The sequence below is a fragment of the Gordonia sp. SCSIO 19800 genome (assembly GCF_018132775.1).
Lineage (GTDB): Bacteria > Actinomycetota > Actinomycetes > Mycobacteriales > Mycobacteriaceae > Gordonia > Gordonia hongkongensis.
This window is the reverse complement of record NZ_JAGRQM010000006.1, coordinates 37,603-52,897: the sequence shown is the minus strand read 5'-3', so window position 1 is coordinate 52,897 and position 15,295 is coordinate 37,603. Positions and strand designations below refer to the sequence as shown.

General features: G+C 67.8%; 16 protein-coding genes. 10 read left to right on the top strand and 6 right to left on the bottom strand.

Annotation, left to right across the window (positions count from 1 at the left end):
• The first annotated feature begins 48 nt into the window (after positions 1-48).
• A complete protein-coding gene (locus KB201_RS09195; RefSeq protein WP_058251198.1) occupies positions 49-894 on the top strand; it encodes a 3-hydroxybutyryl-CoA dehydrogenase in 846 nt (281 codons plus the stop codon).
• Positions 895-1,033: 139 nt separating this feature from the next.
• A complete protein-coding gene (locus KB201_RS09190; protein ID WP_058251197.1) occupies positions 1,034-1,900 on the top strand; it encodes an oxygenase MpaB family protein in 867 nt (288 codons plus the stop codon).
• On the opposite strand, the gene KB201_RS09185 is transcribed toward KB201_RS09190, so the two are convergent.
• Positions 1,897-3,183, bottom strand: a complete 1,287-nt coding sequence (locus KB201_RS09185; RefSeq protein ID WP_058251196.1) for an MFS transporter — start codon at positions 3,181-3,183, stop codon at positions 1,897-1,899. The two genes, KB201_RS09190 and KB201_RS09185, sit on opposite strands and share 4 nt — an antisense overlap.
• A gap of 62 nt (positions 3,184-3,245) precedes the next feature.
• On the opposite strand from KB201_RS09185, the gene KB201_RS09180 reads away from it, so the two are divergent.
• Positions 3,246-3,938, top strand: coding sequence for an SDR family NAD(P)-dependent oxidoreductase (locus KB201_RS09180; protein ID WP_058251195.1), 693 nt, complete (start codon positions 3,246-3,248; stop codon positions 3,936-3,938).
• 113 nt (positions 3,939-4,051) lie between these two features.
• On the opposite strand, the gene KB201_RS09175 is transcribed toward KB201_RS09180, so the two are convergent.
• Positions 4,052-4,600: a DUF2716 domain-containing protein gene (locus KB201_RS09175; RefSeq protein WP_058251194.1), complete on the bottom strand. Its 549-nt coding sequence runs from the start codon at positions 4,598-4,600 to the stop codon at positions 4,052-4,054.
• A gap of 61 nt (positions 4,601-4,661) precedes the next feature.
• Positions 4,662-5,066: a hypothetical protein gene (locus KB201_RS09170; protein ID WP_058251193.1), complete on the bottom strand. Its 405-nt coding sequence runs from the start codon at positions 5,064-5,066 to the stop codon at positions 4,662-4,664.
• Between the two features lie 163 nt (positions 5,067-5,229).
• On the opposite strand from KB201_RS09170, the gene KB201_RS09165 reads away from it, so the two are divergent.
• Positions 5,230-5,508 carry a hypothetical protein gene (locus KB201_RS09165; protein WP_211538979.1) on the top strand — a complete coding sequence of 93 codons (279 nt, stop codon included), beginning with the start codon at positions 5,230-5,232 and terminating at the stop codon, positions 5,506-5,508.
• Positions 5,509-5,576: 68 nt separating this feature from the next.
• Here KB201_RS09165 and KB201_RS09160 read toward each other — a convergent pair whose 3' ends face one another.
• The 3 genes from KB201_RS09160 to kstR all read right to left on the bottom strand — a co-directional run bounded on the left by KB201_RS09160 (position 5,577) and on the right by kstR (position 7,820).
• Positions 5,577-6,038: a MaoC/PaaZ C-terminal domain-containing protein gene (locus KB201_RS09160; RefSeq protein ID WP_211538977.1), complete on the bottom strand. Its 462-nt coding sequence runs from the start codon at positions 6,036-6,038 to the stop codon at positions 5,577-5,579.
• A complete protein-coding gene (locus KB201_RS09155) occupies positions 6,035-7,045 on the bottom strand; it encodes an alpha/beta hydrolase family protein (protein ID WP_058251408.1) in 1,011 nt (336 codons plus the stop codon). Before KB201_RS09155 ends, KB201_RS09160 begins: the two co-directional genes overlap by 4 nt.
• 124 nt (positions 7,046-7,169) lie before the next feature.
• Positions 7,170-7,820, bottom strand: coding sequence for a cholesterol catabolism transcriptional regulator KstR (gene kstR / locus KB201_RS09150; RefSeq protein ID WP_211538953.1), 651 nt, complete (start codon positions 7,818-7,820; stop codon positions 7,170-7,172).
• Positions 7,821-7,954: 134 nt separating this feature from the next.
• Between kstR and KB201_RS09145 the strand changes: the two genes are divergently transcribed.
• The 6 genes from KB201_RS09145 (at position 7,955) to KB201_RS09120 (ending at position 15,275) form a co-directional block, all read left to right on the top strand.
• A complete protein-coding gene (locus KB201_RS09145; RefSeq protein ID WP_211538946.1) occupies positions 7,955-10,162 on the top strand; it encodes an acyl-CoA dehydrogenase in 2,208 nt (735 codons plus the stop codon).
• Positions 10,163-10,285: 123 nt separating this feature from the next.
• On the top strand, positions 10,286-11,440 hold the full coding sequence (locus tag KB201_RS09140; RefSeq protein ID WP_211538944.1) for an acyl-CoA dehydrogenase family protein: 1,155 nt from the start codon (positions 10,286-10,288) through the stop codon (positions 11,438-11,440).
• Positions 11,430-12,593, top strand: coding sequence for an acyl-CoA dehydrogenase family protein (locus tag KB201_RS09135; protein ID WP_068970485.1), 1,164 nt, complete (start codon positions 11,430-11,432; stop codon positions 12,591-12,593). Before KB201_RS09140 ends, KB201_RS09135 begins: the two co-directional genes overlap by 11 nt.
• Positions 12,590-13,651 (top strand): bifunctional MaoC family dehydratase N-terminal/OB-fold nucleic acid binding domain-containing protein, encoded by a 1,062-nt coding sequence (locus KB201_RS09130; protein ID WP_058251186.1) that lies wholly within the window; start codon positions 12,590-12,592, stop codon positions 13,649-13,651. Before KB201_RS09135 ends, KB201_RS09130 begins: the two co-directional genes overlap by 4 nt.
• On the top strand, positions 13,648-14,103 hold the full coding sequence (locus KB201_RS09125) for a MaoC family dehydratase (RefSeq protein ID WP_058251185.1): 456 nt from the start codon (positions 13,648-13,650) through the stop codon (positions 14,101-14,103). The genes KB201_RS09130 and KB201_RS09125 overlap by 4 nt, the downstream gene beginning before the upstream one ends.
• Entirely contained in the window at positions 14,103-15,275 is a 1,173-nt protein-coding gene (locus KB201_RS09120) for a lipid-transfer protein (protein ID WP_065629128.1), read from the top strand. Before KB201_RS09125 ends, KB201_RS09120 begins: the two co-directional genes overlap by 1 nt.
• The last annotated feature ends 20 nt before the right edge of the window (positions 15,276-15,295 follow it).

Here is a 15,295-nt window from a genome sequence, read left to right as displayed (position 1 = left end):
CGACCGACTACCGTTTGGTCTCGTATCACTCGACTTCGGAGGTTCACTGTGCAACAGATCGGCGTCATCGGCGGAGGCACCATGGGAGCGGGCATCGCGGAGGTGTGTGCGAAGGCCGGCAGCGATGTCGTGATCGTGGAGGTCAAGCAGGAGTTCGCCGACGCCGCGCGGGCGCGGGTGGAGAAGTCGCTGGCCAAGGCGGTCAGCAAGAACAAGCTGGCGCAGGACGACGCCGACGCCGCCCTCGGACGTCTGCGGGTGACGACCGACTACGCCGACCTCGCCGATCGCGACCTGGTGATCGAGGCGGCGCCCGAGATCGAGGAGCTCAAGCGGCAGATCTTCGCGAACCTCGACGAGGCGACCGGTGCCGACACCATCCTCGCGACCAACACGTCGTCGATCCCGATCATCAAGGTCGCGACCGCGACCAAGACCCCCGAACGCGTTGTCGGCGTGCACTTCTTCAACCCGGTGCCGGTGATGCCGCTGGTCGAGATCATCTCCACGCTGACCACCGCGCCGGAGACGGCCGACGCCGTGAGCGCATACGTCACCGACACCCTCGGCAAAACCGCGGTCCGCGCGGGTGACCGTTCCGGCTTCATCGTCAACGCGCTGCTCATCCCGTACCTGTGCCAGGCCATCCGGATGTTCGATTCGGGCTACGCCTCGGCCGAGGACATCGACCTCGCGATGAAGGGTGGCTGCGGCTACCCGATGGGGCCGCTCACCCTGCTCGACACCATCGGCCTCGACGTGACGCTCTCCGCCGCGGAGTCGCTGTACGCGGAATTCGCCGAACCCCATTACGCGCCGCCGGCGCTGCTGCGTCGCATGGTCGACGCGGGACGCCTCGGACGGAAGACCGGTCGCGGTTTCTACACCTACTGACAGCTGATCGCCGACGCCGAACCCCGGCTCACCTTCGGGTGAGCCGGGGTTCGTCGTATGAGGGGTCCTCCACGCGGGGATTGTCGGCCGTCGTGTGCCCCGCTAAGCTGGCAGCAATCAGACAACAAGTGTTATCAGAATGGGTGGGGTCATGACGCAATCCGACGAGCGGATGTCGCGGGTGGAGATGGACAACATCGACAGCAGCTTCTTCGCGCGCTCGCTGCTCTCGATGGGACAGACGATGAGCACGACGAACGTCATCATGCAGCTCGCCAATCCGGCGGTCGGCTACGGTGTCGCACACAGCAAGGTCGAGAACGGGCGGCTCGACAAACATCCGGTCAAACGCGCACGGACCACCGCGTCGTATCTGGCGGTCGCGATCCTCGGCAACGCCGACGACCGGCGCCGGTACCGGCATGCCGTCAACCGCCAGCACGCGCAGGTGCGCTCGGACGAGAACAGTCCCGTGGAGTACAACGCGATGAACACCGACCTGCAGCTCTGGGTCGCGGCGTGCCTCTACTTCGGGTGGGAGGACATCTACGAGCGCGTCCACGGACCGCTGCAGGGCGCGGATCGCGAGAAGTTCTACCAGCAGGGCAAGGTCTGCGGGACGACGCTGCAGATGCCGGCCGAGGCGTGGCCCGCCACGCGCGACGAGTTCACCACCTACTGGGACGACCAGGTCTCGCGCATCGAGATCAGCGACGAGATCCGGGACTTCCTCCTCGACATCGCCAATTTCGGTTACGCGCCGGAACGCATCCAGGAGAAGTACGGTCCGGTGAAATTGCGCCGGACCATCGGCTATCTGCCGCAGCCGTTCCGCGACGCACTCCGGGTCGAGTGGACCGACGAGGATCAGGCGTGGTTCGACGGCTACGTCGGCCGGTTGGTGGAGAAAGAGCGTCGCACTCCGCTGTGGGTGTCGCAGTTGGGTTTCCGGCTCCTGCTGGCCGACGTCCGGCTTCGGGTCAAGATGGGGCGGCCGCTCGTCTAGGAGGCGCCGGCACCGCTCCGGCGCGCGGCCAGGAAGGCGAGTGTTCCGGCGCCCAGGCACGCAACGGCGCCGACCGCGAGACCGATGCGCGCGCCGAATGTCTCGATGATCGCGCCGACGATCGGGCCACCGATCGGCGTCGAGCCCATGAACGCCACCGACCACAGCGCCATCACCCGGCCCCGCATCCGCGGTTCGGAGTTGAGCTGCAGGGTCGCGTTTCCCGTCGACATGAAGGTGACACTCAACCAGCCGACCCCGAAGAGTGCGCAGATCGCCGTCGGGAGGTTCGGGGCGAGTGCGGTCGCCGCGACGGCGACCCCGAAGCCGAAGGCCGCCAGCGTGAGTGGCCGCAATCCGGTGTTCCCGCGGGCCGCGACCACGAGTCCGCCGACGACCGCACCGACTCCCATCGCCGACGTCATGAAACCGAGGGCTTGTGGCCCGCCGTCGAACACGAAGTCCGCGGCGGCGGGCAGCGTGACCGGGAAGTTGTACGTCAGGGTCCCGACGAGTGCCATCGTGGCCAGCGGGATCCACAGCGCGGGGCGACTCCGGACGTATCGAAGACCCTCGCGCAGCTGACCTTTCGCGCGCGGAACCGGTGATTCCGCGGTGATCTTCGACGAGTCGAGCGCGAGCAGCGACGCGACCACGGCGATGAAGCTGACCGCGTTGATCGCGAAGCATAGACCCGAACCGACGAGGGCCAGGATCACCCCGGCCACCGCCGGACCCACCGCGCGAGCGGCGTTCACCATGACCGAGTTGAGTGTGACCGCGTTGCGGATGAGGTCTTTGCCGACGATCTGATGGATGAACGCCTGCCGCGCCGGCTGTTCGAAGGCGTGCCCGAGCCCGAGCATCACCGCCAGCACGCCGACGTGCCAGACCTGCACCACCCCGGTGAGGGTGATGGCGGCGAGCGCCGCGGCCAGCAGCCCCATCATCGACTGCAGGACGATGAGCAGGCGTCGGCGGTCGACGCGGTCGGCGATCACGCCCGCGTAGGGCCCGATGAGCAGGACCGGAAGCGCCTGCAGGGCGACGATGAGTCCCAGGACGGACGCCGACCCGCTCAGCGTCAGCACGAGCCACGCCTGCGCCGTCGCCTGCATCCACGAACCCGTCATCGAGACGGCCATACCGGCGTAGAACAGGCGGTAGTTGGGAATGCGCAGCGAGGCGAACATGCTGTTCCGCCCGGCGTCTCCGGGGCGCCGACCGTCCGGTTCGCGCTCCCGCGGTTCGTCTCCGATCTCGGGAACACGGTCGTCGGTCATCGCCGACCATCGTAGGCGCGTGCGCCTCCACCCAGGGGCCCGCCTCCAGTAACGTCGGCGGGATGACGCAGACGGTGATCGTGTCGGGCGGGACGGGCGGCCTGGGGTCGGCGGTCACCCGCACGTTGCTCGACGACGGATGGCGCGTGGTGGTGCCCGGGCGCACCGAAGCCGGGTTGTCACGCCTCCCGGAATCGGACCGGTTGGTCGGTGTGCACGCCGACCTCTTCGACGAGGCGTCGGTCGCCGAGGTCGTGGCGATCGCCACGAGCGACGCGTCGGCGCCGGTGACCGCGGTGGTGAACCTGGTGGGCGGGTTCGCGATGGGGGAGCGGGTCGACGCGACGCCGGTCGACGAGTTCGAGCGACTGCTCCGGCTCAACCTGCGGCCGCTGTATCTGCTGTCCGCGGCGGCCATTCCGAGGATCATCGAGGCCGGCGGCGGGTCGATCGTCGGGGTGTCGGCGAAGGCGGCGTTCGCACCCTTCTCCGGTGCGGCCGGGTACATCACGTCGAAAGCTGCGGTGTGGGCGTTCATCAGTGCGCTCGCCGCCGAGTACAAGTCCGACGGCATCCGGGCCAATGCGATCCTGCCGTCGGTGATCGACACCCCGGGCAACCGCGCTAGTCAGCCGGATTCGTCGCGGGCGGGCTGGGTGTCGCCGGAATCGATCGCGCAGACGATCTCGTTCCTGGTCTCCGACGCCTCGAGTGCGATCACCGGCGCGCAGGTCCCCGTGCCGGGCGTCGGCTGAGCCGGAGAACCGCTGGTGCGCAATAATCTGCGTTGAGCGATGGTGTAAGCGGTCGCACCGCAGTCGATTCAACTATGCCGGATGGAAGTCGCATGCGGGATCGCATCTGTCGATTACCCCGGCAGCGGGTCACCGTTCTCGCGCTTGCGCGGGAGCCATGTTGCGAGGGTCCGGCCCAACGTCTGAACCAGCTCGGAACCGAACACGCACAGCGTCTTCTCCCACGGATGTCCGAATGTGCCAGTGCTGAAGTCGGGCCGAGCGAAGATGTAGTAGTCGCCGTTCGGGAACACCGGCACCGGCCACTCGGCGTCGAACGTCTCGGCATGTGCCGCTGCATTGAGCCGATAACCGGGATGCTGCCAGTCGAGCACGATCCAGTAGGGATCGTCCTGCGCTTTGACGAAGCAACGCTGCGCCTCGGCGTTGATCGCATCGAATTGGGCGCTCCACACGCCGGGAGAGTTCTCCGGGACAGATAGGTCGAAGGTTACCGACGGAGCCGGATCGACAACTGCGGGCCAGCCTTTCGGGTAGATGCTGGGCCGGAACGATCGAAACCGATCACGGAACAACTCCCACGCCACGTCCTCTTCGTCTCGGGGCAGGTAGCTCCATCCTGGCGGTAGCGGGTTTCCGTGGTCGAGGGTCCAACGCATCATCGGTCCATCGTCGCAGAGCGTAGCGGGCGGAACACCTTCATCACGTTCCGCCACAGCACTCTCAGACGACATCCGATGGTGCGCGGCGCCAGACGAAGAGACCCACCGCGACGAGGATCTGCCCGCAGATCAGCGCGGCGGGGAGGGCAAGCAGTTCCCAACCGGTCGTGCCGAAGTTCGTCGCCCACACGACGATCGCTGCGCCGAGCGCTACGGTGGTCAACTGGCCGAGGGTCGTGAGGATCGACGCCACCGTGCGCGAGCGTCCCCGAAAGACACACGCGCCGCCGACGATCAGTGCAACGAAGGCGCACAGCAAGCCGATCAGCGTCGGGAACACCACCATGTACTCGAAGCCGCCTGAGACCTCGACAACACCTGACAGAACGAGTGATGGCACGACGAACGACAAGATGACCACCGTGCACAGCACCGAGATGATCGAGGCGAATCGCAGTGTCTTCATCCAGTCACGGTATCTGCGGTACGGATTCCATTCGGTTCTCCGTCCGTCGTGTCTCGTCCCCCCACGGCCAGGGGTTCGTTCCGACCGTCGGCCCACGCGGATGTGGCCGGTCCACAGCAACGAAAACAGCCGTACTGCTGCCTTCAACACGTACATTGAGCATGTGCTGCTCGCCGAGGCCGGACTGTCGGAATGCGCCAAAGACGCTGCGTGCAGCGCTGACTTCAACCGGCCGTTCTACATCGCGTTCGCATTGCTGGTCTTGTTCTCGGTGTGGTTCACCCTGTCGATGTTCGCGACCGTCGACGTCGTCGGTCATCATCTCGGCCTACGAGGCAGTCTGTCGTGGGTGGGGGTCGTGTGGCTTGTCCCGGTCGTCGGAGCAGCTGTGTGGCGGCTGAGCCGGTGGCAATGGCTGGTCAGGCGCAACTCTCTCGAGTGACGCGAGGACTCGAACGTGATGGAAGCCGGAGACGTACGGTGAGAACCGCGGCAGCGCAACCGAAGATGTCAATCGCGATTGGGTCGCGCGTGCACATAGGCTTCGACGACGGTGCGCATCACGGGTTTGCCGTCGGCGTTGCGCAACTCCGCCGACGAGGTGACCAGGGCGCGATCGCGGTCGTCGAACTCGATCGCGTCGATGACGGTCGACCCGGTGAGGGTGTCGCCGGGGCGGACGGGACGCAGGAATTCGACGTCGCCCAGTCGCTTGCCCGCGATCACCCGCCAATTGTTCAGCACGCCGGTGACATTGAGCCTCTGGTAGATCGACATCGTGTGCAACCCACTGGCGATCAGCCCGCCGTAGGGGCCGCGTTCGGCAACGGCCTTGTCCACGTGAAAGTCCTGCGGATCCCATGCGCGGGCGAAGTCGAGCAGTTCGTCTTCGCTGACGTGATGCGTGCCGAACTCGAAGATCTGGCCCACGGACAGGTCATCGGCCCACAAGCGGTCCGATGCGTCGCTCACCTCAGGTCTGCCGCGATCTTCGGCCAGGTGGTCTCGAGGTCGCGTTCCCAGTAACCCCAGGAGTGGGTGCCGCTCGGCCGGAAGGTGACCTCGTGCGGCACCTTGAGCGCCCGCATGCGCGACACCATCTGCTTGGTGCACTCGTTGACCGCGGCCTCGATGATGCCGCCGATGACCATCTGGTTGGCCAATGTCAGCGGATCGCCGGCGACCAGCGGTGCCTCGAGCCGGTCGAACTGTCCGGGCATGCCGGTGCCGCTGGTCATGTAGACCTTGGTGCCGCGCAGCTTGTCCGCGTGGATGTACGGGTCGTTGTCCCGCCACCCGGCCGAATTGACCGGTCCCCACATGTTGTTCAGGTTGCCCTGCCCGCGGTCGGCGACGACCATCCGGATGTAGGCCTGTCCCACCGGGTCGCTGGTACGCGCGCACCCGCTGTAGGCGGCGGCTGACCGGTAGAGCTTCGGTGCGGCGATCGCGAGGTTGAGCACCGACGTCCCGGCCATCGAGATCCCGGCGATCGCGTTGACCTTGGTGGTGTCGAATTCCTTGTCCACCAGCGGCGGGAGCTCCTTGGTGAGGAACGTCGTCCACTTGTTGCGGCCGAGTACCGGATCGTCGTGCTGCCAGTCGGTGTAGTAGGAGAACGCGCCGCCGATCGGTGTGACGACGTTGACCTCTTTGTCGGAGAAGAACTTCGCATACTGGGTCTTGGCCGCCCAGGTAGCCGAGTCCTCGCCGCCGCCGGCGCCGTTGAGCAGGTAGAGCGTGGGGCGCGGCTTGGTGGTGTCCTTGGGGCGCAACACGTTGACGGGGATGAGTTTGCGCATCGCCGCCGAGTAGACGATGAGTGTCGACTGCTGGGCGGAGTCGTGGACCACGGTGTCGATGCGAGCGCGATCGGGATCGGGGGTGGGCTCGGCCAGCGCGGCCGGAGCCCATCCGGCGGTCGCGACCGCAACGGCACATCCGACGACGCACAGTCGTCGCAACCAGGAGGATCGCACCACTAGCCCCTTCTGTTAACAGAATTCTCAGACGTAACAAAGGTAGCCGAGTTCGAGTGGCGCTCCCAAGTCGAGAAGGTGCTCGTCACCCAGTTGTGACGTCACGTTCGAGGGGAGAACCCGATTACTTGACGCGATCCTTGAGCAGGAGCCGGACGGTGAGTTCGAGTCGGTTCGTGACGTCGGTCGCCGACGCGCGACGGGTCAGCCACTGCACCAGGTTCGACATCCACACATCGGAGAGGACGTGCGCGATCGCGAGATCTTCCTCGGTGGGTTCGCCGTCGTCGACGATCGCACCGGCGAGAAGCCGGTCGATGATCCCGGCGACCTGATCGACCTCGGCGGTCGCCGACGCATCGGCGAACATGAACGCGCGCGTCATCGCCTCGGTGAGAAGCGGATCGCGTTGCATGGCGACGGTGATCATGTCCAGGACATGACGGAGGCGGTCGATCGCGGTGTCGCCGCGCAACTGCGAACGATCGACCTTCGACTCGACGCGCTCGAACTCGCGCGCGAGCGCGGTGACGAGAAGGTGGACCTTCGACGGGAAGTAGCGGTACAGCGTGCCGACGGCGACGTCGGCCTTGTCGGCGACGGTGCGCATCTGCACGGCGTCGTATCCGCCCTTGGACGCCAGCGCGAGGGTGGCGTCGAGGATGCGGCGGCGGCGTTCGCGCTGTGCGGTGGAGCCGGCTTCGGGTGAGGCGGCAGACGCCGCGGCTCCGTTGGGAGCGTCGACCGCGGCGTTGCCGGGTGCAGATCGGGCCATGTGCTCTCGAACATCCTCACGTGATCAAACGTCTCTATGGGTGGATCGTGGGTGGCTACCCGATCCGAGTACACCCATGGCATATTAGAACAGGTTCTAATTATTCGTCACAACTCGACATACAGGGATTGCCAGTGACAATCGCCACGTCTTCCGAGCAGATCGCGGTCCGCGACAGCATCGCGTCCTGGTCGCGCTCCACCAGTGTGACCGACATCGTGCGGTCCGACCTCGACAAGCCGAGCGACCAGTGGACCGGTCTATTTTCGCAGATCGCCGATCTGGGCGTGTTCGCTGCGGCGGTCCCCGAGGCGTCCGACGGTCTCGGCGCGAGTTTCCTCGACGTGGCCGCCATGCTCGAGCAGTGCGGGGCCGATCTCGTCCCCGGCCCGCTCGGTTCGACGGTGACCGCGGCGATAGCGCTGGCGGTTCGCCGCTCGGATTCGCCGCAGGGTGACGACGACCGGGGTGCCTCGCTGTTGGCGGACGTGCTGGCCGGATCGGTGCCGGTGGCGACGCCCGCTTGGAGCTACGCCGGGAAGAGTCTCGACCTGGCCGACGCTGAACTCGACCTCGGGCTCGTCAGCGGATACGTGGAGGGCTGTGCCCTTCTCGTCGACTTCGCGTCCGACGATCGAGACCGGTCGTGGTGGATCATCCCGCCGGGCACCGGAGTCGCCGACGTCGTGCCGCAGACTCCGCTCGACGGCACCGCGTCGGTCAGCCGCGTCCGGTTGTCCGAGGTCGCGGTCGAGGACCTCATCGAACTGGGCGACGGGACGTTCGTCGCGGGCCTGCTGTCGGCGACGCTGGCCGCGTACCAGAGCGGCGTCACCCGGTGGGCCCTCGACACCGCCGTCGAGTACGCAAAGGTCCGAACCCAGTTCGGCGTGCCGATCGGATCTTTCCAGGCGATCAAGCACATCTGCGCCGAGATGCTGTGCCGCAGCGAACGCGTCACCGCGGTCGCGTGGGACGTCGCCGGCGCGGTCGACGACGTGCTGGCGGCCGGGACGGGGGACGAGCTCGTCTCCGCCCACGAACAACTCGAGATCAGCAGGCTGGCCGCCGACGTCGTCGTGGGTCGCGACCCGGTCGCCAACACCAAGGACTGCGTGCAGGTCCTCGGCGGCATCGGATTCACCTTCGAGCACGATGCCCACCTCTATCTGCGCGCCGCACTCGCTGCTCAGGCGTCGCTCGCGAACGCGTCGTCGCACGCGGCCACCCTCGCCCGGCTCGGGCTCGAGGGGACGCGGCGGCGCTTCCGTCTGGATCTCTCGCAGGTCGAGGATCGGCGCGACGAGGTCCGCACCACCGTCGGGCGGATCGCCGACGCCGACCCCGACGATCGGCGCCGGCTCCTCGCCGAGACCGGGTATCTGACCCCGCACTGGCCGGCGCCGCACGGTCTGGGGGCGGACGCCGCGATGCAGTTGTTGATCGACACCGAGCTCGAGTCGGCCGGGATCGAGCGGCCCGACCTGGTGATCGGCGCATGGGCCATCCCGACGATCCTGGAACACGGCACGGACGCGCAGCGCGAGCGGTTCGTCGCTCCTACGCTGGCCGGCGACATCGTGTGGTGCCAGCTGTTCTCCGAACCCGAGGCCGGCTCGGACCTGGCCGCGCTGCGCACACGGGCGGAACGGGTCGACAGCGGCTGGCGGCTGAACGGGCAGAAGATCTGGACCTCGCAGGCACACAACGCCCAGTGGGCGATCTGCCTCGCGCGCACCGATCCCGAGGCGCCGAAGAACAAGGGCATCACCTACTTCCTCGTCGACATGGGTTCGCCCGGCATCGACATCCGGCCGCTGCGCGAACTCTCCGGGCGGGCCAACTTCAACGAGGTCTTCCTCGACGGCGTCGTCGTGCCCGATGACTGTGTCGTCGGCGAGATCAACGGCGGCTGGCGGCTGGCCCGCACCACCCTCGCGAACGAGCGGGTGGCGATGGGCGGTACCGGCCTCGGCAAGGAGATGGAGTCGCTGCTGTCGCAGGTGCGCTCGATGGAGCGGGAGCTGACCGCCGAGGAGCTCGCGGCGCTCGGCACCCAGCTCGCGGACGCCCACGTCGGCCGGGTCCTCGATGCGCGGGCGGCGACGAGGCAACTGGCCGGGCTCGACCCCGGTGCGTTGTCGAGCGTGCGCAAGCTGATCGGCGTCGAACACCGCCAGTCGGTGCCCGATCTCGCGCTGCGGCTCCTGGGGGTCGCGGGTCTGGCGGCGACCGAGGCGTCCGACGCGGTCCTGCAGAACCGCTGCCTCTCGATCGCCGGCGGCACGACTCAGATCCTGCGGACGGCCGCGGCGGAACGCATTCTCGGTCTGCCGCGGTAGCCGACTGCCGCGCAAGTGTCGTAACCGCAGATGAACGAGGATTCCGGCACCCTTGCGCGCGGACTCTGATACAACTAGAACAGGTTCTAGTTCTTGACGGGTTCATGGTGAGGGAGGCACAGGGTGGACTTTGCCCTGGACGGCACGGCGATCGCGGTTCGCGATGTCGCCGAGGACGTGTTCGCGCGACGACAGCCCGACTGGGAGTCGACGTTCGGTGGGCGTCATTCCGGTGGGACGGCAGCGGCCGAGCAGGAGGCGACCCGCGGCGGGTTCGAGGCCGATGGCTGGCAGGCGCTCGTCGACGCCGGACTGCTCGCCCTGCCCCTGCCGGCCTCGCTCGACGGTGACGAGGTCGGCGAGTCGGGTCTGCTCCCGTTGTTCCGCCGGATGGGTCGGGCCGCGGCGGTGACGCCGGCCCTCGGCTCGCTGACCACGGCGCTCGTGTTCGCCAGGGCCGACGCCCAGGACGGCGATGGATCGGTGTGGTCGCGGTTCGGGAGTTCGCTCACCGGCGGCAGCTGGGTCTCGGTGGCGATCGGCGAACACGGCGACGCCCTGACCGCGCATCCGCGGACCTCAGTTCGCGACGGGCGGCTCACCGGCACGAAGGTCGGCGTCCTGCACGCCGACGGTGCCTCGCTGTTCCTGGTGGCGGCCGATGCCGGTGTTGTCGCCGTCTCCCCCGCCGCCGACGGGGTCACCATCACGCGCACGCCGACCTCGAGCGGCTGGGGCGAGTACACGGTGGCCTTCGACGCCGTTTCCGTCGACGACGCCGACATCGTGGTCCGCGACCTCGCGATCCTCCGTGACCGGTACCGCCTGGCGCTGTGCGCCTACGCCGACGGCCTGGTCGCCGGCGCCACCCGACTGACCGCCGACCACGTCTCCACGCGCGAGCAGTTCGGCAAGCCGATCGCCCTGTTCCAGGCGGTGGGCCAGCAACTCGCCGACATCTACGTCGTCGGCCGGTCGATGGAGCTGGCGACCACGTCGGCGGCCTGGCGATTGTCCGAAGGTCTGGACGCCGCAACCGATCTCGCGATCGCCGCCTACTGGCTGGCCGAGGAGGTCCCGCCGACCACGCGGACGATGACCCACCTGCACGGCGGCATCGGCGTCGACATCACATACCCGCTTCACCGCTACTTCTCGCTCACCAAGGACCTCGCGCGTCTGGTGGGCGGAGCGCACGTGCGGCTCGACGAGCTCGCCGACATCACCGACGTCCCCGCCGACGACACCCGTATCGCAGAGGTGCCCGATGTTCATTGATCTCACCCCCGAACAGCGCGCGCTGCGCGCGGAACTGCGCGAGTACTTCGCCGACCTCGTCACTGCCGACGAGGCAGCGGTGATGCTGACCGAACGCCACGGCCCGACCTACCGCAAGGTCATCAAGCGGATGGGTGACGACGGCTGGCTGGGCGTCGGCTGGCCGACGGAGTTCGGCGGCAAGGGTTTCGGTGAGATCGAACAGCAGATCTTCACCAACGAAGCCGTGCGCGCCGACGTCCCGCTGCCGGCGGTGACGTTGCAGACCGTCGGGCCGACGCTGCAGGTCCACGGCACCGAGGAGCAGAGGCAGAAGTTCCTGCCCGCGATCCTGGCCGGTGATGTGCACTTCGCCATCGGGTACACCGAACCCGAGGCCGGCACCGACCTGGCGTCGTTGACCACCACCGCCGTCCGCGACGGCGACCACTATGTGGTCAACGGCCAGAAGATCTTCACGACCGGCGGTCACGACGCCGACTACATCTGGCTCGCCGTCCGCACCGATCGGGATGCTCCCAAGCACAAGGGCATCTCGATCCTCATCGTCGACACCTCCGACCCCGGTTTCACGTGGACGCCGATCATCACCGCCGACGGCGCGCACCACGTGAATGCCACCTACTACCAGGATGTTCGGGTTCCGGTGTCGATGCGGGTCGGCGAGGAGGGGGGCGGGTGGAAGCTGATCACCACCCAGCTCAATCACGAGCGCGTCATGCTCGGCCCCGCCGGTCGTATCGACGGACTCGCGGCCCGGGTGCGTGCCTGGGCGCAGCGGCCCGGTCCAGACGGGACGGTCATCGCCAAGCATCCCGACGTCCGTCGCGCGCTCGCGACCATCGACGCCTACGGCCGCATCAACGAGTTGCTCAACTGGCAGGTGGCCGCGACAGGTGAGGCCATCTCGATGGCCGACGCGGCGGCCACCAAGGTGTTCTCGACCGAACGCATCCAGACCGTCTGCCGGATGGTCGACGAGATCATCGGGCGCTACGGCGATTTCGCCGATCCGGAGACCGCGGCGCTGGTGAACTGGCTCGACGTCCAGGAGAAGCGTCACGTCGTCATCACGTTCGGCGGTGGCGTCAACGAGGTCATGCGCGACATGATCGCGACCGCCGGCCTCGGACTCCCGCGGGCCAAGCGGTGAGCGCGCCCGAGCTCGCCCGCGACGGCGTCGCCGGAGACGAGGCGATCCGAGCCGCCGCGCAGGAGATCATCGACGCCGGACCGAGCGCACCGGTCGCCGGGCGGGACCCGATCAATCAGCCCATGATCAACAACTGGGTCGAGGCGATGGGCGACACGAACCCCGTCTACACCGACGACGCGGCGGCCCGGGATGCCGGCCATCCCGGCATCGTCGCGCCGCCCGCGATGGCGCAGGTGTGGACGATGCGCGGCCTTCACGGGGTGCGGACCGCGGACGATCCGCTGGGTCGCGCGAGCGAACTCTTCGACGAGGCCGGCTTCACCTCGGTGGTGGCCACCAACTGCGACACCGTCTATCACCGCTACACCCGCCCGGGCGAGGAGGTCGCGCTGTCGGCCGAACTCGTCGAGGTCGTCGGGCCGAAGAACACCGCGCTCGGCGAGGGCTGGTTCTTCACCACCCGCAACGTCTGGTCGGTCGGCGGAGACGACGGGGCGCGTGAGGTCGTCGCCGAGATGCGGTTCCGCATCCTGAAGTTCCGCCCCGCCGCACGCGCTGCCGCCGAGCCGGTTTCCGACGCCGGGGTGCCCGACGATCTCGACCCGGCTCGCTTGCTCAAGCCGAGCGCGTCGAGAGACACCGCCTTCTTCTGGGAGGGCGTCGCCGCCCACGAGTTGCGCATCCAGCGCGACGGCGACGGTGCACTGCGGCATCCGCCGGTCCCGGCGACCTGGAAGCCGCGCGAGGCCGACGGAACCGTCCCGCCAACGGATTACGTGGTCGCGGCCGGTACCGGCACCGTCTACAGCTATGTCGTGCATCGAGCGCCGAAGGTGCCCGGGCGGCGGTTGCCGTTCGTCGTGGCCCTCGTCGAACTCGACGAGGGAATCCGTATGCTCGGTGAGCTCCGGGGCGTCGAACCGGAGGAGGTGGCCATCGGCATGCCGGTGCGCGCCACCTATCTGGATTTTCCGGCCGATGACGAGGCCGGGACCCCGGCCTGGACCCTGCACGCGTGGGAGCCGGCCGTGCCTACCGAAGGGGAGCCCGCATGACGAGCGTTGCCACCGACCCCGCTGCCGTCGGAACGACGCTGCCGGCGTTGACGATCGAGGCGACCCCGACGTTCGTCGTGGCGACCGCGCTCGCCACACGCGACTTCCAGGACGTGCACCATGATCGCGATCTCGCGCAGGCGAAGGGGTCCAAGGACATCTTCGTCAACATCCTCACCGACACCGGGCTGGTCGAGCGGTTCGTGACCGATTGGGCTGGCCCGACCGCCCGAATCCGCTCCATCGCGCTGAAACTCGGTGTGCCCTGGTACGCCTACGACACGGTCACCTTCACCGGCGAGGTCACCGCGGTCGACGCCGGGGTCATCACCGTCGCCGTGACCGGGACGAATTCGCTGGGCAAGCACGTCATCTCGACCGTCACGCTCACGATCGGTGCGACCGAACCCGACACGGTCGGTTCGCCCGCGGGTCGAGGGGAGGGACTCTGATGGGATCACTGTCCGGTCAGGCGGTCATCGCCGGCATCGGTGCCACGGAGTTCTCCAAGGATTCCGGGCGCAGCGAACTCCGGCTCGCCGCGGAGGCGGTGTCGGCGGCGATCGCCGACGCCGGTCTCACACCCGCCGACGTCGACGGTCTCGTCACGTTCACGATGGACACCAACAGCGAGATCTCCGTCGCCCGGGCAGTGGGGATCGGGGATCTGACCTACTTCTCGCGGATCCACTACGGCGGTGGTGCGGCGTGTGCCACGGTGCAGCAGGCCGCGATGGCGGTGGCCACGGGTGTCGCCGACGTCGTGGTGGCCTACCGCGCATTCAACGAACGGTCGGGACTGCGCTTCGGGCAGGTCAATTCGGCGGTGGCGAACCAGGAGAACTCCTCGGGTACTGAGAACGCCTTCACCTATCCGCACGGGTTGTCGACACCGGCCGCGTTCGTCGCGATGATCGCGCAGCGCTACATGCACGACTTCGGCGCCACCAGTGAGGATTTCGGGCGGATCGCCGTCGTCGACCGCAAACACGCGGCGGTGAACCCGGACGCGTTCTTCTACGACAAGCCGATCACCCTGGAAGACCACCAGAACTCGCGGTACATCGCCGAGCCGCTGCACCTCCTCGACTGCTGCCAGGAATCCGACGGCGGTGTCGCGCTGGTGATCGTGTCCCCGGAACGCGCGAAAGACCTGCCGCACAAGCCCGCCGTGATCGCGGCCGCCGCGGCCGGCAGTGCTGCCGACCAGTACATCATGACCAGCTATTACCGGGACGAGCTCGCCGGTCTGCCGGAGATGGGGCTCGTCGGCCGGCAGCTGTGGTCGCAGTCGGGTCTGAACCCCGACGACATGGACATGGCGATCCTCTACGACCACTTCACCCCGTACACACTCCTGCAGCTCGAGGAGCTGGGATTCTGCGGTCGGGGCGAGGCCAAGGACTTCGTCCGGGAACCGGGTGCCCTCGAGGTGGGTGGCCGGTTGCCGCTGAACACGCACGGCGGCCAGCTGGGCGAGGCCTACATCCACGGCATGAACGGGATCGCCGAAGGGGTCCGGCAGATCCGCGGGACCTCGGTCAACCAGGTCGAGGCGGCCGAGAAGGTCGTCGTGACCGCCGGAACCGGCGTTCCCACAAGTGGATTGGTGCTGACCGCATGACAGCTGCCGATCCGACGCAC

Coding starts and splice junctions, on each gene's coding strand:
- KB201_RS09125 (WP_058251185.1), top strand. CDS start 13,648: ATGACGAGCGTTGCCACCGACCCCGCTGCCGTCGGAACGACGCTGCCG.
- KB201_RS09175 (WP_058251194.1), bottom strand. CDS start 4,600: ATGATGCGTTGGACCCTCGACCACGGAAACCCGCTACCGCCAGGATGG.
- KB201_RS09180 (WP_058251195.1), top strand. CDS start 3,246: ATGACGCAGACGGTGATCGTGTCGGGCGGGACGGGCGGCCTGGGGTCG.
- KB201_RS09135 (WP_068970485.1), top strand. CDS start 11,430: ATGTTCATTGATCTCACCCCCGAACAGCGCGCGCTGCGCGCGGAACTG.
- KB201_RS09120 (WP_065629128.1), top strand. CDS start 14,103: ATGGGATCACTGTCCGGTCAGGCGGTCATCGCCGGCATCGGTGCCACG.
- KB201_RS09190 (WP_058251197.1), top strand. CDS start 1,034: ATGGGTGGGGTCATGACGCAATCCGACGAGCGGATGTCGCGGGTGGAG.
- KB201_RS09170 (WP_058251193.1), bottom strand. CDS start 5,066: ATGAAGACACTGCGATTCGCCTCGATCATCTCGGTGCTGTGCACGGTG.
- kstR (WP_211538953.1), bottom strand. CDS start 7,820: ATGGCCCGATCTGCACCCGGCAACGCCGCGGTCGACGCTCCCAACGGA.
- KB201_RS09185 (WP_058251196.1), bottom strand. CDS start 3,183: ATGACCGACGACCGTGTTCCCGAGATCGGAGACGAACCGCGGGAGCGC.